18 protein-coding genes are annotated in these 19,578 nt (G+C 64.1%); 17 read left to right on the top strand and 1 reads right to left on the bottom strand.

The window, feature by feature from the left end:
• The first annotated feature begins 154 nt into the window (after positions 1-154).
• The 17 genes from LB519_RS26350 (at position 155) to LB519_RS26270 (ending at position 17,652) form a co-directional block, all read left to right on the top strand.
• Positions 155-1,156, top strand: coding sequence for a flagellin (locus tag LB519_RS26350; RefSeq protein WP_013529788.1), 1,002 nt, complete (start codon positions 155-157; stop codon positions 1,154-1,156).
• Positions 1,157-1,423: 267 nt separating this feature from the next.
• Complete coding sequence (locus LB519_RS26345; RefSeq protein ID WP_027161432.1) at positions 1,424-2,488, top strand: flagellin; 1,065 nt, start codon at positions 1,424-1,426, stop codon at positions 2,486-2,488.
• A gap of 134 nt (positions 2,489-2,622) precedes the next feature.
• Positions 2,623-4,269 (top strand): flagellar basal-body MS-ring/collar protein FliF, encoded by a 1,647-nt coding sequence (gene fliF, locus LB519_RS26340; RefSeq protein WP_224621554.1) that lies wholly within the window; start codon positions 2,623-2,625, stop codon positions 4,267-4,269.
• A 3-nt stretch (positions 4,270-4,272) separates the two neighbouring features.
• The gene (locus LB519_RS26335; protein ID WP_224621553.1) at positions 4,273-4,899 is read left to right on the top strand and encodes a hypothetical protein; all 627 of its coding nucleotides are present in this window, start codon (positions 4,273-4,275) and stop codon (positions 4,897-4,899) included.
• Positions 4,896-6,233 (top strand): MotB family protein, encoded by a 1,338-nt coding sequence (locus LB519_RS26330; RefSeq protein WP_013529784.1) that lies wholly within the window; start codon positions 4,896-4,898, stop codon positions 6,231-6,233. The genes LB519_RS26335 and LB519_RS26330 overlap by 4 nt, the downstream gene beginning before the upstream one ends.
• On the top strand, positions 6,230-7,612 hold the full coding sequence (locus LB519_RS26325) for a chemotaxis protein MotC (protein WP_224621552.1): 1,383 nt from the start codon (positions 6,230-6,232) through the stop codon (positions 7,610-7,612). Before LB519_RS26330 ends, LB519_RS26325 begins: the two co-directional genes overlap by 4 nt.
• Positions 7,609-8,985: a flagellar hook-length control protein FliK gene (locus LB519_RS26320; protein ID WP_224621551.1), complete on the top strand. Its 1,377-nt coding sequence runs from the start codon at positions 7,609-7,611 to the stop codon at positions 8,983-8,985. Before LB519_RS26325 ends, LB519_RS26320 begins: the two co-directional genes overlap by 4 nt.
• On the top strand, positions 8,915-9,502 hold the full coding sequence (locus LB519_RS26315) for a transglycosylase SLT domain-containing protein (protein WP_164753690.1): 588 nt from the start codon (positions 8,915-8,917) through the stop codon (positions 9,500-9,502). The genes LB519_RS26320 and LB519_RS26315 overlap by 71 nt, the downstream gene beginning before the upstream one ends.
• Before the next feature lie 223 nt (positions 9,503-9,725).
• Complete coding sequence (locus tag LB519_RS26310) at positions 9,726-10,394, top strand: response regulator transcription factor (protein WP_013529780.1); 669 nt, start codon at positions 9,726-9,728, stop codon at positions 10,392-10,394.
• A 79-nt stretch (positions 10,395-10,473) separates the two neighbouring features.
• Positions 10,474-11,733, top strand: a complete 1,260-nt coding sequence (locus LB519_RS26305) for a flagellar hook protein FlgE (RefSeq protein ID WP_013529779.1) — start codon at positions 10,474-10,476, stop codon at positions 11,731-11,733.
• Between the two features lie 27 nt (positions 11,734-11,760).
• Positions 11,761-13,215 (top strand): flagellar hook-associated protein FlgK, encoded by a 1,455-nt coding sequence (gene flgK / locus LB519_RS26300; protein ID WP_224621550.1) that lies wholly within the window; start codon positions 11,761-11,763, stop codon positions 13,213-13,215.
• Positions 13,216-13,219: 4 nt separating this feature from the next.
• A complete protein-coding gene (locus LB519_RS26295) occupies positions 13,220-14,263 on the top strand; it encodes a flagellar hook-associated family protein (RefSeq protein ID WP_013529777.1) in 1,044 nt (347 codons plus the stop codon).
• A 31-nt stretch (positions 14,264-14,294) separates the two neighbouring features.
• Positions 14,295-14,642 carry a flagellar biosynthesis regulator FlaF gene (gene flaF, locus LB519_RS26290; RefSeq protein WP_013529776.1) on the top strand — a complete coding sequence of 116 codons (348 nt, stop codon included), beginning with the start codon at positions 14,295-14,297 and terminating at the stop codon, positions 14,640-14,642.
• On the top strand, positions 14,639-15,082 hold the full coding sequence (flbT, locus tag LB519_RS26285; RefSeq protein WP_013529775.1) for a flagellar biosynthesis repressor FlbT: 444 nt from the start codon (positions 14,639-14,641) through the stop codon (positions 15,080-15,082). The genes flaF and flbT overlap by 4 nt, the downstream gene beginning before the upstream one ends.
• Positions 15,082-15,489, top strand: a complete 408-nt coding sequence (gene flgD, locus LB519_RS26280) for a flagellar hook assembly protein FlgD (protein WP_013529774.1) — start codon at positions 15,082-15,084, stop codon at positions 15,487-15,489. Before flbT ends, flgD begins: the two co-directional genes overlap by 1 nt.
• A 24-nt stretch (positions 15,490-15,513) precedes the next feature.
• A complete protein-coding gene (fliQ, locus tag LB519_RS26275) occupies positions 15,514-15,780 on the top strand; it encodes a flagellar biosynthesis protein FliQ (protein ID WP_013529773.1) in 267 nt (88 codons plus the stop codon).
• 228 nt (positions 15,781-16,008) lie between these two features.
• The gene (locus LB519_RS26270) at positions 16,009-17,652 is read left to right on the top strand and encodes an MFS transporter (protein ID WP_224621549.1); all 1,644 of its coding nucleotides are present in this window, start codon (positions 16,009-16,011) and stop codon (positions 17,650-17,652) included.
• A gap of 22 nt (positions 17,653-17,674) precedes the next feature.
• On the opposite strand, the gene LB519_RS26265 is transcribed toward LB519_RS26270, so the two are convergent.
• On the bottom strand, positions 17,675-19,456 hold the full coding sequence (locus LB519_RS26265) for a chloride channel protein (RefSeq protein ID WP_224621548.1): 1,782 nt from the start codon (positions 19,454-19,456) through the stop codon (positions 17,675-17,677).
• Between the last annotated feature and the right edge of the window lie 122 nt (positions 19,457-19,578).

The raw sequence follows: 19,578 nt of genomic DNA, 5'->3' as shown, positions 1-19,578 counted from the left end.
CGTCCGGTTTAGCCCTTTGGTAGGGACTTGCCCGCATATTCGCTCGCAGATGGCGGGTGATCGATTTCAGAGATCATTGGCATGATGCCGCACCGTCATACCGGGAGGCCCGGTATGTCAAAAAAACACCTGTAAAAACCAAGGTACGAGTACCATGTCCAGCATCATGACGAACTCCGCCGCGTTGACGGCTCTGCAGAGCCTTAACGCCACCAGCAAATCCCTCCAGGACACCCAGGCCCGCATCTCGACCGGTTATCGCGTCTCGCAGGCCTCGGACAACGCCGCTTACTGGTCGATCGCCACCACGATGCGCTCCGACAACCAGGCAATGTCCACCGTTTCGGACGCTCTCGGCCTCGGCGCCTCGAAGGTCGACACCGCCTATACCGGCATGAACAGCGCGATCTCCACCATCAACCAGATCAAGGCAAAGCTGCTGGCTTCCTACGGCCAGACGGACGCCTCGAAGGAAAAGACCCAGACCGAAATCACCGCTCTTCAGGCGCAGATGAAGTCCTACGCCGACGGCGCCACCTTCTCCGGCACCAACATGCTGTCCGTAGACAGCGGCTCAACAGCCACGACGGCTGCCGATGTGAAGATCCTTTCGGCCTTCAACCGTGACGCGGCCGGCGCATCTTCGATCTCGACCATCGACGTCAAGGTGGAAAGCATCAAGCTCTATGAAGCTGGTACCACCTCGGGCCTCGCGAAGGGCATCCTTGACACGTACCGCCTCGGCAGCGACGGCAGTGTGGCCGCAGCGGTCTCCGGCACGCAGACAGCTCTAGGGGCGGCTGCACTGGCCACCGACACCTATTCGGCCGCCTCGCTTTCCATCTTCTCGGGTGGCACGGCTGCCAGCGATTCGCAGATCAAGCAGATGCTGACCGTCATCGACTCCGCGCTTGCCGACATGACCAACTCGGCCACCACGCTCGGCGCCGCCAAGAGCAGTATCGACCTGCAGAAGACCTTCACCTCGGACCTGATGGACTCCATCGACCGCGGCGTCGGCCAGCTCGTCGATGCCGACATGAACAAGGAATCGACCCGTCTGCAGGCCCTGCAGGTCCAGCAGCAGCTCGGCGTGCAGGCGCTGTCGATCGCCAACGGTTCCTCGCAGTCGATCCTGTCGCTCTTCCGCGGCTGATCGCCTCCGCTCAACCACAGTTCGCACTAGAAATTCGGGCCGCGCCAAAAGCGCGGCCCTATTTGCGTTTGCTCCAGCCCCGCACAATCCTCGATCCTTAACTCTCAAAAGCCAGCTTTTAACAGGCTGTTAACCATGCCGCGCTAGTTATGGTTAACCAATAGCTTACGACAGTTGGCGAATCGGTCCGACCGGCACGATGCCAATCGTTGAACAGGCCCATCCGGCATGTCTGAGCATGTCGGCTTTTGAGAAGGAGCGACTTTCTTGGCGAGCATCATGACCAACGCCTCGGCGTTAACCGCACTTCAAAGCCTCAGCGCCACCAACAAGTCGCTCGAACAGACACAGGCCCGCATATCGACCGGCTATCGGGTCTCGCAGGCTTCGGACAACGCCGCCTATTGGTCGATCGCCACCACCATGCGCTCGGACAATTCGGCCCTGTCGACGGTGCAGGATGCACTCGGCCTCGGCGCCTCGAAAGTCGATGCCGCCTACACCGGCATCACCAACGTGCTGACGACGATCGGCCAGATCAAGACCAAGGTGTTGTCCATGGTCGGCCAGACGGATGCCGCCAAGGCGAAGACCCAGACCGAGATCAAGGCGCTTCAAACGCAGATGAAGTCCTTTGCCGATGCGGCCACCTTCTCCGGCTCGAATTTCCTCGCGGTGACCTCCAAGCAGGTCACGGCCGCCAATGATGGCGTCCAGCCCGACTCGCAGATCGTGTCCTCATTCAATCGCTCTTCATCCGGCGCTGTCTCGATCGGAACGATCAACATCAATGTCGAGGGCACCAAGCTTTTCGACTACGGCCTTGCCGCCGAGGTCAAGAACCAGGGCGTCCTCGATCGCCAGACCTCCATCTATTCCACGGGCGCCGCCCAGACCCTGTATGACAACGCCTATGCTGGCGTGATCGCGGGCGGAGGAACGGATATCGCCGCGAACACTGCCGGCCAGACGGCGGCGGGAGCGGTCACCAAGGTCGACAATATTTCCGCCTACAACCTCGACATCACGGCCCCAGGGGTGACCGACGGCATCATCACCCAGATGGTCACCATGATGGACAAGGTCATGGCCCAGTTGACTGATTCCGCCACCATCATCGGTTCGGCCAAGAGCTCGATCGACCTGCAGAAGACCTTCACACAGAGCCTGATGGACTCCATCGACCGCGGCGTCGGCCAGCTCGTCGACGCCGACATGAACAAGGAATCGACCCGCCTCCAGGCCCTGCAGGTGCAGCAGCAGCTCGGCATCCAGGCACTGTCGATCGCCAACAGCTCCTCGCAGTCGATCCTGTCGCTGTTCAAGAACTAATCGCGGGCGCCCCCGGCGCCCTCCTTTCGCATCCCAACTGACGGGCCGCGCCGCAAGCGCGGCCCGATTTCATTTTCGCACAAGCTTCGAAGACTAGAGTTCCGGCGGACAATCATGCTGGGAGTCGTCGAACCGTGCCGGAACAGATCCAGAGCATCATCTCGAATCTCCGCGGGTTTGGCGTGAAGCGCCTCGCCATGCTGGCGGGCATCGCCGTTCTGGTGATGGGCGTCATCGGCATCGCCTCGGTCTATCTCAACCGCCCCGCCTACGACACGCTCTATGTCGGGCTCGACCGCGCCGACGTGAACCAGATCGGCCTGGTGCTCGGCGAAGCCGGTATCGGCTTCGATGTCGGCGCCGACGGAACCTCGGTTCTGGTGCCGGCCGGCACCACCGCCCAGGCGCGCATGCTGCTCGCCGAAAAGGGCCTGCCGACCAGCGCCAATGCCGGCTACGAATTGTTCGACAATGTCGGCTCGCTCGGCCTCACCTCGTTCATGCAGCAGATCACCCGGGTGCGAGCGCTGGAAGGTGAGATCGCCCGCACCATCCAGTCGATATCGGGCATCAAGGCGGCGCGCGTCCACATCGTCATGTCCGAACGCGCCAATTTCCGCCGCGACGAGCAGCAGCCTTCCGCCTCCGTGGTCATCCGCTACGCCGGCATCGACGCCGAGAAGAGCGCCATGTCGATCCGCCATCTCGTCGCCGCCGCCGTCCCCGGCCTGTCAGCCGACAAGGTGACTGTTCTCGATTCCAGCGGCAATCTGCTGGCCGCAGGCGATGATCCTTCCAACACCAGCGCCGCCCGCACGCTGGGCGTCGAGCAGACCGTCGAGGCGCAGATCGGAGACAACATCCGCCGTGCGCTGACGGCCTATCTCGGCCCCGACAATTTCCGCGCCAGCGTCAAGGCCGAGGTCAACACCGACACCCGCCAGACGGAAGAGACCATCTTCGATCCGAATTCCCGCGTCGAGCGCTCGGTGCAGTCGGTGCGCGCCAACGAGAACAACAACCAGAAGCAGGCTTCCACTCCGGCCAGCGTCGAGCAGAACCTGCCCGAGACCCAGGCAACCGCCACCGATGGCCCGCAATCCTCCTCGCAGAACGACCGCAGGGAAGAGATCACCAACTACGAGATCAATTCCAAGAAGATCGCCACCGTCTCCAACGGCTACACCGTCACCAAGATGTCGATTGCCGTGGTCGTCAACCAGCAGCGGCTGACGACCATCCTCGGCAAGGATGCCACACCGGAGCAGATCGCCAAGCGCGTCGCCGAGATCCAGAAGATGGTCACATCCGCCACCGGCCTGGATGAAAAGCGCGGCGACATCATCGACGTCTCGGCGGTCGAGTTCATCGATGGCCTGGACGGCGAGGCGATCCCGCAGGCCGGAATGCTCGATTCGATCGGCCAGCATGCCGGCACGATGATCAATGCAGGTGCCTTCATCGTCGTGGTCTTCCTGGTCGCCTTCTTCGGCCTGAGGCCGATGGCCGCGGCGCTGACGGCAAAGGCTGCTCCAGCCCTGGCAGGTCCCAGCTTCGACGACATCCAGCGCTCGCTGCCGACGCCGGAGGCAATGGCGGCCACCGACAATGCCGCGGTTGGCGCCTTGCCAGGCACACGCCCAGGCCCCACTCCGCTCGACGATCTTCGCCAGAAGATCCGGCCGGCGCCGCAGGACCGGCTTGCCAGGATGGTCGACCTCAACGAGGAGCGCACCGCGCAGATCCTGCGCAAATGGGCTTCCCAGGAAGTGGCGGTGTAAACCATGCCTTCCGTAGCCCTCTTCGACCTTCTGCCTGATTTCGGCACGCGCGCGCAGCGTGCCGGCCAGCCCCGGGCAGCAGTCGATCCCGAACACAAGCCCGACACGCCGGCGCCGCAAGCCGATATCGGCACGCTGATCGCCGAGGCGGTTGCCCAGGCGGAGGCAGCGCTGGAGGGCCGCCTGGCGGCTGCGCATGACGCCGCGCTCGAAGCCGAACGCCAGGCCAGTGCTGAGGAAGCAAGGATATTTCTCGAAAGCCTTGGCGACGATGTCGGCAAGGCGGTCTCGTTGCACATTGATGCGATGGAGGCGCGCGTGACCGGACTTGTCGCCGGCACGGTCGCCCGCATCATCGGCGGCATCGTCAGCGACGATCTGCAGAAACGTTCGATCGATGCGTTGGCAGACGCCGTCCGCGAAGCGGTTGGCGACGCCGAGGCTGTGCGCATCGTCGTGCGCGGCCCGCTCTCGATGTTCGAAACACTGAAGGCATCGCTCGGACCCCGCGCCGCCAATCTCGATTTTGTCGAGGCCCCAGGCTTCGACCTGACCGTGGCTATCGACGAGGCGGTGTTCGAAACGCGCATGGCCGAATGGTCGACGACCCTCTCGGAGGTCCTGGCATGAGCGTCGCCAACGCCGATCAGGGCCGCCACGAGATCATCATCGTGCGGCGCAGTCATGACGACCATGACGAGGCCCACCATGGCGGCGTCTGGAAGATCGCCTTCGCCGACTTCATGACGGCCATGATGTGCTTCTTCCTGGTCATGTGGCTGATCAACGCCGCCAACGAGCAGACCAAGGCAGCCGTCGCCAGCTACTTCAACCCGGTCAAGCTGGTCGACCGCAATTCGAGCCGCAAGGGCCTGGAGGATCTCGGCGACGGCCCGCGCGCCATGGGACTGACGGCCGACGATCCGCAAGAGGCGACCAGCAAAGCCGGACAGAACGGCAATGCCGGCGCGGGCGCGTCGGAGCGCAAGCAGGACAAGCAGGAGCCACAGCAGGCGGAACACTCCGACGACCATCTCTTCGCCGACCCCTACGCGGTGCTTTCGGAAATCGCCACAGATACCGGCGTCATGCAGAATGTCAGCCAGAAAGGCGATGGCGGCGTGCAGGCTGCCGGCCCGGCTACCGGCGCCTCCGGTGGCGCCTCCTACCGCGATCCTTTCGAGCCGGATTTCTGGTCGCAGCAGGTCGCCGCGCCCGGCGCCGAGGCCAGCGCCCAGCGCACCAAGATCGAGGGCGATCCGGCCAAGCCCGGCGACAAGACCGCCGAAACGCAGGTGCTCAAAGTCAAAGCCGTGCCGCCTGTCGCGGCACCGCTCGAGCCACTGGCAAAGGACGCGACCAGTAAACAGGCCGCGAACCCTGCCACGGCATTGGCCGGCGAGACGAAACCGGACGGCACCAAGGCCGCGGTAGCAAAGGCTGAGCCTGAGGCGCAAAAGGCCGTCCAGCCCGACATCGGGGAGAAGGCGCCAACCGCTGCTGCCGTGAAGGCAGCGGCCGACGTCAAGCGGCAGTTGGCCGATGCTTTCAAGCCTGGCGACAAGCTGCACGACGGCGTCTCGGTCGAAGCCACCGACAAGGGCGTCGTCATCTCGATCACCGATCAGCTCGACTTCGGCATGTTCGAGGTCGGCTCGGCGTTGCCGAGACGCGAACTGGTGCTGGCGATGGAGAAGATCGGCCGCATCGTCAACAGCCAGAAGGGCACCATCAGCATCAACGGCCACACCGATGCCCGGCCGTTCCGCAGCGACAGCTACGACAATTGGCGGCTGTCGACGGCGCGCGCGCATTCCGCGTACTACATGCTCGTGCGCGGCGGCGTCGACGAACGCCGCATCACCGAGGTCGCCGGTTTCGCGGACCGCCAGCCGAAAATAGCAGCCGATCCATTGGCCGCCGCGAACCGCCGCATCGAGATCCTGATGGCGACCGGCGGATGAAGCGAGCGGCCGTCACCCGCCGGTTGATCGGCCTGTTGCTGCTGGCCGGCGGACACCCGTCCACTGGTTTCGCCCAGGAGGCCCTGCAGCCGTATCAGCTGGTGCGCTCGCTGCAGCTCATCCAGGACCGCATAGCCGCCGGCGATCATGCCGCCCTGCCGATGCAGGCCAAGCTGCTCGAGATGACGGATGCGCGCCTGCGCGCGGCGAATGCCGAGGACTACAAGGATCCCAAGAATTTTCGGGCCCTGCTTGTCTACGGCATGAGCGGCGGCAACCCGGTGACCGTCGAAGCGGCCACGTCGCGCGCTACGGCGGACCCGCAAAGCCTTGCCATCGCCAAAGGCGTGATTGAGTACCTCAACGGCCGGCCCGGCAAGGCTATCGAAGCCTTGAGGCCGATCGATCCCATGGCGCTGCCTCCGGATCTCGGCGCCTTCCTCGCTTTGGTCAAAGGCTCGCTGCTTGCCGGCGATCAACCGGCGACCGCACTCGGTCTGCTCGACGAGGCAAGATTGCTCAGCCCCGGCACGCTGGTCGAGGAGGCGGCACTTCGCCGTTCGGTCGGCCTTGCAGTCGCGCAAGGCGACGCGGCACGTTTCGCCCTTGCTTCCACCCAGTATGTCGAGCGCTACCTCTATTCGCCCTATGCCAGCCAGTTCGCGGACTCCTTTGTCTCCGGCGTCATCGCGCTGCACATGTCGATCAGCCAGGACAAGCTGGGCGACATCACCTCGATGATGGATCCCGAGCGCGAGAAGGTGATCTATCTGCGCATCGCCCGCCGTGCCGCGATAGACGGCCTGAACGACCTTTCGGCCTTCGCTTCGGCGCGGGCCGAGCAGGGCCGCGACGGCAACACCAATCAGGACGATCCACGCGCCCTGCTCTATGCCAGCCTTTCCACCGTCACCTCGGGCACAATCGAGGACATTCGTGCCAAGCTCGGCAAGATCGATCGCAGCCGGCTGTCGGAGGGCGACCGCGCCTTGCTCGACGCTGCTCAGGCCATTGCCGGCGAGGTCGTCGCGCCGCCCACCGCCCTTCCGGCGGAAAAGCCTGCCCCTGTCGCGGCCGAGCAACCTCCGGCTCCCGAGATCGCCACGCCGCAAAACGCCGATGACAGTAGCTTGCCACCGGTCGAAGGCGCCATCTCGGAGCAACCCGCCGCCACCGCGGCCTCCGGCGGACCGGCCGCCAATGCGCCGGACACGGCGGCAGTTGCAGCCACATCCGCCGAGCCTGCGACCGTCGTGCCGGCGTCGGCACCTTCGCCCGCCGCCGGTCCAGAGCCCGCCGATCCGACCGACGCCGCCATGACCAGAACACGTCGACAGCTCGACCTGATCGACCAGATGCTTGGAGCCGCCCCTAAATGACCACCAGCCTCGGCTCGGCCTTGCCAGGATTTGCCTCCACGCGCGCGACGTCGGAGCAGCCTGCCGCGAACGGCAGAAACGATGACGCCGGCTTCGGCAAAATGCTGCGCGACGATGCCCGCCCGGAACGGCAGGCGTCGACAGAGGCGGGATCGCGCGACCGGCGCTGGAGCAAGCTCGCTGCCGGCCTCGCCGGGCATGGCGCCAAGGTCGAACCGGCATCGGCCGAGCCCGGAAGGACCACCTCGGCCAAAGGCGCAAGCGTGAAAACCGGCAAGGACGAATTGGAAGCAAAGGCGCACAAGGCCGACGCCGAACAGACGGCGTCGGATACCGCGCCGCTTCAGGACGACCTGCCGCTGCTGATCGCGTTTCATGACCTGCGGCATTTCTCGACAGCGGCCAAGGCAGCGGGGGGCAATGCGGCCACCGGCGAGAATCCGTCGGACCCGGCGCTCGGCGGACAGGCTGCACTGCCAAAGACCTACCGCTCAAAATCGTCGGGCGGACGCGAAGCACTCGAAACCATGTCGAAGCCGGAGCAGGCGTCGATCGTCGACGGACCTTTGACGGCGCTTGACGGTCAGTCGCCGAGCGCTGCCTCCAGCGCGCCAAAACGCGACGTCACAGCGGCGGCCCGGAAGCTGTCGGACGCGCCGGCTGCCGATGTGCCCGGCGTGCCGTCGAAGCCCACCACGAATGCGATGAGGAGCATCGAGGATGTGCAGTCCTCGATGCGTCCCGAAGCCGGAAAACAGTCCCTGTCCGCCGCGCGCATCGACGTGGTGTCGGAACGGAGCTTCCCCGCGCCGCCGCAGGGTCCCATCAGCCAGGCGGCCCTCAATGTGATCAACGCCATAGCCGCCGACGCCGGGCCGCAAAAGGCGCTTTCAGCCTCACCCACGACCACCCATCTGGCCAGCTCTGTTGCCGTTCCGACACATGTGTTGAAGATCGAACTTCACCCTGCCGAACTCGGCATGGTGACGGCCAATCTTCGCCTCTCCGGGGAACAACTTTCGATTGAGCTGAAGCCTGAAACACACGATGCCTATCGTCGACTGTCCGCCGACAGCGAGGCCATCGTCAAGTCGCTGCGAGGGCTCGGCTTCGAGGTTGACAAGGTCACGATACTGCAACCCTCGGTAGCTGTTCCCGCTGCAACCCGGACGGATGCAACCGCTCCGTTGGCGGCGGCAACAGGCCGCGATCCAGCATCCTTTCAACCGGGGAATTCGGGCGGCGGCAATGGTGGAGCCGGCGGCCAGCAACCGGGTCAGCAATCCTCAGGGAACCGCAACGATGACGCGCAGGACTACGGCCGCGGCACTTCGCCTTCTCGCGAGCGCGCTGGCGGCGATATCTTTATCTAGCGCGGTAACAGCTGCCGCAGCCACGACCAACCCTTGCGAGCCGGAAATCCTGCGCGCCGCCGACCGCTATGGCGTTCCCGCCGGCATCCTTTATGCCGTTGGCCTGACGGAGACCGGCAACAAGGGCAGCCTTCAACCCAACGCTTTGAATATAGAGGGAAAAGCAGTCTTTCCCAGGAGCCGGACCGAGGCCCTTGCCGCCTTCGCCAATGCCCGGCGCGAGGGCAAGACCCTGATCGATCTGGGCTGCATGCAGATCAATCACCACTACCACGCATCGCATTTTCGCAGCGTCGAGGACATGCTCGACCCACGTCAGAATGTCGACTATGCGGCGCGCTTCCTGGCCAGCCTTCATGCCCGTCACGAGACCTGGTCGATGGCCGTGGCCCGCTATCATGCCGGCCCCGACAATGACCCGGCGCAGAAGATCTATGTCTGCCGCGTCATTGCCAACATGGTCGCCACCGGCTTTGGAAAATGGACCGCGAACGCCCGCGGATTCTGCAATCCATAAGCGCATTTTCCATTACTAATAGACCTACCACACAACCCCGAATTGTTGTTCTGGCCTGGCCAAAACTTGGCGCCGAATGCGTATCTGGCTGCACGCTAATGCAACCGATACGATTCCAGACTCCCAAGAAACTAGCTACAAGAAATGACGGTTGTTCAGGATTCTCGCCAGCGGATAGGCCTCTCTTCACGGGGCAAATGATTTGATTCGGAAGGCGGGGCCGATGATTGTGATCGTTGACGAGCGCGAGCTCGTAACAGAGGGATACAATTCACTTTTCGATCGTGAGGGCATCGCCTGTGCAGGCTTTGCATCCGGCGAATTCGGTGAGTGGGTGAATTCGGCCGCCGACACCGATCTGCGCTCGGTCAGGGCCTTCCTCATCGGCGATTGCCGCGAAGGTTCCATCTCTCCGCGCCAGATCCGCGACCGCACCGGCGCCCCGGTGATTGCGCTGAGCGAACAGCATTCGCTGGAGAACACGCTGCGGTTGTTCGAGAGCGGCGTCGATGACGTCATTCGCAAGCCCGTCCATATCCGTGAGATCCTGGCCCGCATCACCGCGATCCGCCGCCGCGCCCAGGAAGACGTCGCCTACACCGAGATCGGCGCCATGCGCATCTTCATGGACGGCCGCGACCCCGAGATCGACGGTCAGCCCCTCCCCCTGCCGCGCCGCGAGCGCCGCATCCTCGAATATCTGGCGAGCAATCGCGGACGCCGGGTCACCAAGACCCAGGTCTTCAACGCCATCTACGGCATCTTCGACGAAGAGGTCGAGGAGAACGTGGTGGAAAGCCACATCAGCAAACTGCGCAAGAAGCTGCGCGAGAAGCTGGGCACCGACCCGATCGATTCCAAGCGTTTCCTCGGCTACCGGCTCGTCTTCTGATGCAGCGCCGCGCCAGCCTCGCGCAAGAAAACATGCGTAGCCTCGCAGCCAGCAGCATGGACACAGCGGAGACGTTTCGATGAGCCTCTATGGAATGATGCGGACCGGCGTTTCCGGCATGAACGCGCAGGCAAACCGCCTGTCGACGGTCGCCGACAACATCGCCAATTCAGATACCACGGGTTACAAGCGGTCCTCCGCCGAATTTTCGACGCTGGTCATGCCGTCGACCGGCGGCGCCTACAATTCCGGCGGCGTCACCACGACGATCCGTCAGGCGGTCAGCGATCCGGGCGTGCTTCAGTACACGACCTCGGTTTCCGACCTTGCCGTCAGCGGCGATGGCTTCTTTGTCGTTCAGGATCCGAGCGGTACCCCCTATCTGACCCGAGCCGGCGCTTTCGTTCCCGACGGTCAGGGCAGGCTTGTCAACTCGGCCGGTTTCCAGCTGATGGCCTACAGTTACGAGAACGGCGTACCGGCAGCGACGGTCAACGGCTTCGAGGGATTGGTCCCGGTTGTCATCTCCGACCAGGGCATGACCGCAACGCCGAGCACCGAGGGCAGCTTTGCCGGTAACCTGCCGGCGGGCGCGACACCGGTCGCGACCGCCAACCTGCCCGCCGCCAACGCTGCGACCGCGCAATACACGTCGAAATCCTCCATGGTCGCCTACGACAATCTCGGCAACAAGAAGCTGCTCGACGTCTATTTCACCAACACCGGCGCCGGCACCTGGCAGGTGGCGGTCTTCGATCAGTCGAAGGCCACCGCTGGAACATCGTTCCCCTACACCGCCGGCGGCTTGCTGGGCTCGGCCAACCTGACCTTCGACACCACCACCGGCAAGCTCACCGGCACGCCCACCAACGTTTCATTTACCGTGCCGAACGGCGCCACCCTCAATCTCGATCTGTCGGCGCTGACCCAGCTTGGCACCGGCTTCACGGTTTCCGACGCCCAGGTCAACGGCAACGCACCGAGCACCATCGACAAGGTCCAGATCAGCAAGGACGGCACCATCTACGCCCAGTACAAGGACGGCTCGACCAAGCCGCTCTACAAGATCCCGCTGGCCGACGTACAGAGCCCGGACCAGCTCAAGGCGCTGCCTGGCAACGTCTATTCGCAAGGCACCGAGTCCGGCGCGGTTCGTGTCGGCTTTGCCAATGAAGGCAAGCTCGGCTCCATCATCTCCGGCGCGCTCGAGAATTCCAACGTCGATATCGCCGAAGAACTGACCAACATGATCGCGGCGCAGCGCAGCTACACCGCCAATTCGAAAGTCTTCCAGACCGGTTCCGATCTGATGGACGTCCTTGTCAACCTGAAGAGATAAGACGGGCGTCGCCCGCGAAAGACCCGCATGTCACTGTCTACCGCATTGAGTATCGCCCAGTCGGCGCTTATGAACACCGCGCGACAGACCAGCGTTGTCTCGCGCAATGTCGCCGACGCCTCCAACCCGGACTATTCGCGGCGCCAGGCCGTCGTCACCAGCACGGCGCCGGGTGCGCGCTCGGTCGATATCCAGCGCGCAGCCAACGAGCTTCTGTTTCGCCAGAATCTCGCCGCGCTGTCGGCCTGGAGCGGCCAGAACGCTCTCTACAACGGCATGGATCAGTTGGGTGTTGCGGTCAATGGCGTCGACAATGCGTCCTCGCCCTCGACTGCGATCGCCAACCTGCAGCAGGCACTGCAGCTCTACGCCACCTCGCCGTCGAATCAGAACCTCGGCGCCTCCGTCATCGACGCCGCCAAACAGGTCGTGCGCTCGCTCAATGAGGGCTCCAAGGCAGTCCAGGATTTCCGCACCCAGACCGACGGCCAGATTGCCACCGCCGTCGACGACCTGAACTCGCTGCTCGGCCAATTCCAGGATGCCAACACGGCCGTCATGTCCGGAACCCGTTCCGGCACCGACGTTTCCGATGCGCTCGACCAGCGCGATGCGCTTTTGAAGAAGATTTCGAACTATGTCCCGGTGTCGACCTTCACGCGAGGCGACAATGACATGGTCATCACCACCGGCGACGGCACGACCTTGTTCGAGACGATACCGCGCACGGTCACCTTCGCGGCGTCGGCAGGCTATACCGCGGGTGCCGCCGGCAATGCCGTCTACATCGACAATGTGCCGATCTCGGCGGGAGCCGGTGGCAACACCAGCGCCAGCGGCACGCTTGCCGGCCTGCTGCAATTGCGCGACGGCGTCGCCTCGACCATGCAGAGCCAGCTCGACGAGACCGCGCGTGGCCTGATCACAGCCTTTGCCGAGACCGCACCCTCGATGGCCAACGCCGCCGGCCTGTTCACCTGGTCTGGTGCGCCGGCCGTGCCGGCGGCCGGCACGCTGGTCAACGGCCTTGCCGCGTCCATCAGCGTCAATGCAGCGATGGACCCGAGCACCGGCGGCAACCCGATGCTGCTGCGCGACGGCGGAGCCAACGGTGCGGCCTACGTCGCCAACACGGGCGGTGGCGCATCCTATTCCACCCTTCTGGTTGCCTATGGCGACCGGCTCGACCAGCCGATGACTTTCGACCCCGCCGCCGGGGTTTCGGCAACGTCCAGCGTGTCCGACTACGCCGCCAGTTCGATCGGCTGGTTCGAGGGCGTGCGCCAGCAGGCTTCGACCGCCTCCGACACCAAGGAAGCACTGGCGTCGCGCAGCGCCGAGGCGCTGTCCAACGCGACCGGGGTCAATGTCGACCAGGAAATGTCGCTGCTGCTCGACCTCGAACACACCTACCAGGCATCGGCCCGGATGATGAAAACCGTCGACGACATGATGACGGCCTTGCTCAACGCGGTGGGATAATTCCATGACTTCAGTCTCCTCGGCCGCAATCTCCAATGCCATGCGCTCCCAGCAGATGCGCATGCAGGCCGAACTCGTCAAAGCCACGAAAGAATCCTCGACGGGCAGGGTCGCCGACGTCGGCCTGGCTCTCGGCGGGCGCACCACCCAGGCCGTCACTTTCCAGCGCGATCTTGACCGGCTCAACGTCATCATCGATTCCAACGGCCTGGTCGGCGCCCGGCTCTCCTCGACGCAGACCTCGCTTGGTCAACTCTCGACCGCCGCTCAGACGTTCCTGTCCGCCCTGACCACCGCCTCCTCAAGCGACTCGTCCAACAGCCTCACCCAATCCTCCGGCAAGGCGACCATCCAGCAGCTGACCTCGATCCTCAACACCAGCGTCAATGGCGAATACCTGTTCGCCGGCACCAACACCGACGTCAAGCCAATCAACGACTTCACAGCTGCCGGCTCCCCCGCCAAGGCGGCATTCGACGCCGCTTTCGTCGCCAATTTCGGCTTCACCCAGGACGATCCGCTCGCGGCCGACATCACGGCTGCCCAGATGGACGATTTCATCACCAATGATGTCGCCCCGCAGTTCACGGGCGCTGGTTGGCAGGGCAACTGGTCGAACGCCACCGACCAGCAGATCGTCAGCCGCATCGCACTCAACGAAACCACACCGACGTCGACCAGCGCCAACAGCGCCGGCATCCAGAAGCTCGCAATGGCGGCAGCCATGGTCAGCAGCCTGATGTCCAGCAACATCAGCCAGGCGGCGAAGAATACGGTTGTCAGCCGCTCCACCACATTGGTTGGCGAAGCGCTGAGCGGCATTGGCCAGCTTCAATCCGAGACCGGCATCGTCCAGAAGCGGGTTTCCGATGCCAACGATCGGATGAAAACGCAGGTCGACCTTTTCGAACGGCACATTCTCGACCTGGAAGCCGTCGATCCGGCCGAAGCCGCGACACGGGTCGCGGATCTGACACAGCACATCGAAACGTCTTTCGCGTTGACCGCACGCCTGCAGCAGCTCAGCCTGTTGAATTACCTGACCTGACAACGCTTAACGGAACGGTAGAGCCCCAACGATGTACCAATTCTCCTACGCCGACATCCAGAGCAACTCCGTTGCCGACGCGAAGGACCGCGAGCGCGAGCTCCTGACCCGCTCGATCGACATGCTGGCGGCAGCAGCAGTGGCCGGCCACGGTTCGATGGAGGCGATAGAGGCGCTTCACTTCACCAACCGCGTCTGGACCGCCTTCGTCGAGGATCTTGGCTCCAGCGACAACGCCCTGCCAAAGGAACTGCGCGCCAACCTCATTTCCATCGGCCTGTGGCTGCTGCGCGAGGCGGAGGACATCCGTCAGGGCCGCACCAACAATTTCGAAGGGCTGATCGAGGTGTCCCAGATCATCAGGGACGGCATTCAATGACCAACACGCTGAAGATATCGCTGAAGCCGAACGAAAAGATCTACATCAACGGCGCCGTCATCCGGGTCGACCGCAAGGTCACCGTCGAATTGATGAACGACGTCCAGTTCCTGCTCGAAAACCACGTGATCCAGGCCGAAGATGCCTCGACACCGCTCAAGCAGCTTTATTTCATCCTGCAGGTCATGCTGATGAACCCGGCCGGTGCCGCCGCCGCACGCGAGATGTTCCGTCGTTCGCTGCCGCTGCTTCTGGCAAGCTTCGAGGACGGCCAGATCTGCAGCGCGCTGAAACAGATCGACCGCATGGTCGGCGAGGACCATATCTACGAAGCGCTGAAGGCGATCCGCGCACTTTATCCGCTCGAACGCCGCGCGCTGGGTGGCAATGACGATGTTTCGGGTGCCGAGCGCCCGTTGGCTGTGGGAGCACGATACTGATGAACGTGGACATGACGACGACGATTCCGACCGGCGCCAATCAGGCCACCGCGTCCACCTCGAAGACAGCAGTCGACTACCAGTCCTTCCTGAAGCTTCTGATCGCCGAGATGAAGAACCAGGATCCGACCAAGCCGATGGATTCGACGCAGTATGTCGCCCAGCTCGCCACCTTCTCGCAGGTCGAGCAATCGGTGCAGACCAACACCAAGCTCAATCAGATCATGCAGTCCTCGGCGCTGTCACAGGCCGACGCACTGATCGGGCGCTCGATAACCTCCGCCGACGGCCTGACGACGGGCACCGTGGCTTCGGTGCGCCTCGCCAGCAACGGTCTCATCGCCGTGCTGCAGAACGGCACCGAAGTCGCGGTCGGTCCGGGAGTTTCGGTCAAGGCGGCAAGCTGACGCTTTCGACAGAGAGCCAGTCCCATGAATGAGGCCGACGCTCTCGACATCGTCCAGTACGCGGTATGGACGGTGCTCGTCGCGTCCGCTCCGGTGGTGCTGGTCGCCATGGTGGTCGGCATCGGCATCGCCCTCATCCAGGCGCTGACCCAGGTGCAGGAAATCACCTTGACCTTCGTGCCGAAGATCGTCGCCATCATGCTGGTGGTGGCGCTGACCGGCCCCTTCATCGGCAGCCAGATATCGGCCTTCACCAACGTCATCTTCGAGCGCATCCAGAACGGGTTCTAACCTGTTTTGGGAAGGCGTGCCGCGGCATGCCGTCGTAATTGTCCGAAGACAGACGCCGCCGATCCCCTTGGCGCCTCCGCACGCACGGCTGACAAGGCCTGGACCGCCTCTATCCCATTGTTGGACCATGAGCTTTTTTGCCCTTTGCGGCGCCATGCCCTACTTTCGGCAAACGGTCTGCGCAAACGGATTGTCTGACGGGCAGGCACGACATGGCAGGAATCCCAAATGATTGACGAAAAGCCGGACAGCGAGAGCGTCTCGGCGCTGGCGCCCTTCCGGCACGGCATTTTCCGCGCCGTGTGGGGCGCAAGTCTCGTCTCGAATTTCGGTGGCCTGATCCAGGGTGTCGGCGCCGCCTGGATGATGACCACGATCGCCACCTCGCCCTATCAGGTGGCCCTTGTCCAGGCTTCGACCACCTTGCCGATCATGCTGTTTGCGTTGGTCGCCGGCGCCATCGCCGACAGTTTCGACCGGCGCAAGGTGATGCTGGTCGCCCAGACCTTCATGCTGGTGGTGTCGGTGCTTCTGACCCTGTTCACCTATTCGGGCCTGATCACGCCATGGACGCTGCTTGCCTTCACCTTCCTGATCGACAGCGGCACCGCGCTCAACAGCCCGTCATGGCAAGCCTCCGTCGGCGATATCGTTCCCCGCAACAAGGTGCCGGCGGCCGTCGCCCTCAATTCGATGGGCTTTAACCTGACGCGCAGCGTCGGTCCGGCGATCGGCGGCATCATCGTCGCCGCCGCCGGTGCGGCAGCCGCCTTCGCGGCGAACGCGGTGAGCTATATCGGCCTGATCGTCGTGCTGGCGCGCTGGAAGCCGAACGTGCCGGTATCGACCTTGCCGCGCGAGTCGCTGGGGGCCGCCATGGGCGCCGGCCTGCGCTATGTCGCCATGTCGCCCAATATCGGCAAGGTGCTGGTCAGGGGTGCTGCGTTCGGCTTCAGTGCAGGCGCTGTGCTTGCGTTGCTGCCTCTGGTGGCGCGCGACGTCGTCAAGGGCGATGCGCTTACCTATGGCATCATGCTCGGCGCCTTCGGCATCGGCGCGGTCGGCGGCGCCTTGATCAGCGTCAGGCTGCGGCAGTTGCTCTCCAGCGAGACGATGGTCCGCTGTGCGTTCGCCGGCTTCGCCGTCTGCGCCTTCAATGCCGCCGTCAGCCAGCATGCCTGGCAGACATCGCTCGGCCTGCTTGTCGGCGGTGCCTGCTGGGTGATCGCGCTTTCGCATTTCAACGTCACGGTGCAGATGGCGACGCCGCGCTGGGTGGTCGGCCGGGTGCTGTCGGTCTACCAGACCGCGACCTTCGGTGGCATCGCGCTCGGCAGCTGGATCTGGGGCGTCGTCGCCGATGCGCACGGCGCCGAAACCGCGCTGATCGCCGCCAGCGTCGCCATGCTGGCCGGCGGCGCCATCGGTCTTTTGCTACCGCTGCCGCAACAGCAGGTGCTCAACCTCGACCCGCTCAATCGCTTCAAGGAACCGCATTTGGCGCTTGACCTGAAGCCGCGCAGCGGTCCCATCGCCATCATGATCGAATATGTGATCCGCCACGAGGACGAACCGGAGTTCCTCGCCATCATGGCCGAACGCGGCCGCATCCGCCGCCGTGACGGCGCCCGCAACTGGACGCTGGCGCGCGATCTCGAGAATCCCACCGTATGGATCGAGCATTATCACACGCCGACCTGGATCGAGTATATCAGGCACAATGGACGCATCACCCATGCCGACGCCGTCATCGGCGAACGCGTGCGGGCCCTGCACAGCGGCGACGAACCGCCCCGCGTACGACGCATGATCGAGCGCCCGACCACCGCCGGCACGGCGCTTGTGATGGCCAAGGGGCCGATCGAGCATTAAGCCCGTAACCCCTTTTGCCCGCTTACCCCTCGCCCGACAGGTCCCGGCGCGCCTTGTCGAGTTCCTCGGCATAGCGCCGCATCAGATGGCCTTCGGTCAACAGGCCCAGCACGATGTGGTCGGTGAAATCCTCGACCACGGCGAGTTCTTCGGCGCCCGCCCGCTGGAATGTTTCCGCGGCGGCCTGCACGTTCATGCTCGGCACCAGCACCGCGTCCTTGTATTTGGCGAGATCGCGCACCGGCACCTCGCCATCGGACGGATCGCTGTGCAGTTCGGCCACGATCAGCACGCCGACATAGTGGTCGCCCGCATCGACGGCGATGACGCGCTGGGCAGAGCCGAGCGGCACCTCCTTGCGGAAGGCTGCCAGCGTCGTCGAGGCATAGATGGTCTTGATGTCCTTGCGCATCATCGAGCCGACTGTGAGGCTGCGCATCCAGCCGACATCGTGGGCGCTGCGGATGGTCTCGCCGCGCAGATGGAAGCGCCATGTCGAGAACGAGTAGCCGAAGGTTTCGCGCACCAGGATGGCCGACATGATCGAGGCGGCCAGCACGACGCCGGTCAGCGTCAGGTCGCGGGTCGATTCCAGCGCCAGGAAGGTCATCGTCAGCGGACCGCCGACGACACCGACGGCGAGCGACGTCATGCCGACGACGGCGGCGACGGCAGGGTCGATGCCGGTTGCCGGAGAAATAACAAGCATCACATCCGCGAACGCCTTGCCGAGCAGCGCGCCGAGGAACAGCGAGGCAAAGAACAGTCCGCCGCGAAAACCCGACCCCAGCGAGACCGCCGACGCCGCCAGCTTGAGCACGAAGACGCTGGCCACCACGGCCAGCCCGTAATTCATCGAGAATTCGCGATGCAGCGCGCCATGGCCGCTGGACAGCACTTGCGGCGTGATCAGCCCCAACAAGCCAACGATGACGCCGCCAATGACGGGGCGCAGCGACGCATCGATCGACAGCCTGGCGAAACCGCGCTCGATCAGCGTCACCAGATGCATGATGGCGATCGAGGCGGCACCGCCGAGCAGCCCGAGCAGCAGGAACGGCACATACTGGCTGGCGGTGAGCGCCGGCAGACCCGAAAGCTCGAGCGGGAAAGGCACCCCGCCGAACATTTCAGCGGTCAGCGAGGCTGAGATCGCGGAGGTCATGACAGGCGCGACATTGGCGACCGAGTAGATGCCGATGACCAGTTCGAAGCCGTAGAAGGCGCCGGTCAGCGGTGCATCGAAGGCAGCGGCGATGGCGCCGGCCGCACCACAGCCGACCAGGATGCGGACATCGTTGCGGCGCAGCCTGAAGATGCCCGCCAGCCGCGATGCCAGCCCGGAGCCAACCTGCGTATAGCCGGCTTCCAGCCCGACCGAGGCGCCAAAACCGCTGGAGATCATCGTCTGGCCGGCGATGATGAAGGTGTCGGTCAGCGACATGCGCCCGCCATAGAGCGCATTGGCTTCGATCGGGTCGATCGGTGTGCGGAATTTCCGTATCCGGAGCCAGACCACCGTCAGCCCCAGCAGTATGCCGCCGATCGCCGGTATCAGCGCCTGCATCGGATTGGCGAGCGAAAACATGCCGGAAAGCCGGCCGCCTGGCTGAACGCCGAACAGCAGCCCGTGCAGGTCCTGCACGATCTGGCTCATCGCCGTGACCAATATGCCAGCCATTACGCCTACGACACCGGCGAGGATGACCACCACGATGCCGCGTGCCTCGAGCAGGGGCAACGACCTGATCAGCACCGCGCGCAGCCGGCGGGCATAGACTTCGCTGTGGTTTCTGGAAAGCACCGGGGCGGCTCGCCGATATCGAAAGGCAGTGGAAAGCCAGCCTGATACGCCCGGCGGCACGGCATGGCAACCACAATGCCGACAGACACCATGTTGGCGACAGCGCGATATCGATCGGCCGA

The sequence above is a fragment of the Mesorhizobium sp. AD1-1 genome (assembly GCF_020164655.1).
Classification (GTDB): domain Bacteria; phylum Pseudomonadota; class Alphaproteobacteria; order Rhizobiales; family Rhizobiaceae; genus Mesorhizobium; species Mesorhizobium ciceri.
This window is presented reverse-complemented; position numbering and strand designations above follow the sequence as displayed.

Bases quoted from the DNA above. Each gene is read 5' to 3' on its own strand.
- LB519_RS26335 (WP_224621553.1), top strand. From the start codon at position 4,273: ATGCCTTCCGTAGCCCTCTTCGACCTTCTGCCTGATTTCGGCACGCGC.
- flbT (WP_013529775.1), top strand. From the start codon at position 14,639: ATGACCAACACGCTGAAGATATCGCTGAAGCCGAACGAAAAGATCTAC.
- flgD (WP_013529774.1), top strand. From the start codon at position 15,082: ATGAACGTGGACATGACGACGACGATTCCGACCGGCGCCAATCAGGCC.
- LB519_RS26320 (WP_224621551.1), top strand. From the start codon at position 7,609: ATGACCACCAGCCTCGGCTCGGCCTTGCCAGGATTTGCCTCCACGCGC.
- LB519_RS26305 (WP_013529779.1), top strand. From the start codon at position 10,474: ATGAGCCTCTATGGAATGATGCGGACCGGCGTTTCCGGCATGAACGCG.
- flgK (WP_224621550.1), top strand. From the start codon at position 11,761: ATGTCACTGTCTACCGCATTGAGTATCGCCCAGTCGGCGCTTATGAAC.
- LB519_RS26310 (WP_013529780.1), top strand. From the start codon at position 9,726: ATGATTGTGATCGTTGACGAGCGCGAGCTCGTAACAGAGGGATACAAT.
- LB519_RS26330 (WP_013529784.1), top strand. From the start codon at position 4,896: ATGAGCGTCGCCAACGCCGATCAGGGCCGCCACGAGATCATCATCGTG.
- fliQ (WP_013529773.1), top strand. From the start codon at position 15,514: ATGAATGAGGCCGACGCTCTCGACATCGTCCAGTACGCGGTATGGACG.
- LB519_RS26350 (WP_013529788.1), top strand. From the start codon at position 155: ATGTCCAGCATCATGACGAACTCCGCCGCGTTGACGGCTCTGCAGAGC.
- flaF (WP_013529776.1), top strand. From the start codon at position 14,295: ATGTACCAATTCTCCTACGCCGACATCCAGAGCAACTCCGTTGCCGAC.
- LB519_RS26295 (WP_013529777.1), top strand. From the start codon at position 13,220: ATGACTTCAGTCTCCTCGGCCGCAATCTCCAATGCCATGCGCTCCCAG.
- LB519_RS26325 (WP_224621552.1), top strand. From the start codon at position 6,230: ATGAAGCGAGCGGCCGTCACCCGCCGGTTGATCGGCCTGTTGCTGCTG.
- LB519_RS26315 (WP_164753690.1), top strand. From the start codon at position 8,915: ATGACGCGCAGGACTACGGCCGCGGCACTTCGCCTTCTCGCGAGCGCG.
- LB519_RS26270 (WP_224621549.1), top strand. From the start codon at position 16,009: ATGATTGACGAAAAGCCGGACAGCGAGAGCGTCTCGGCGCTGGCGCCC.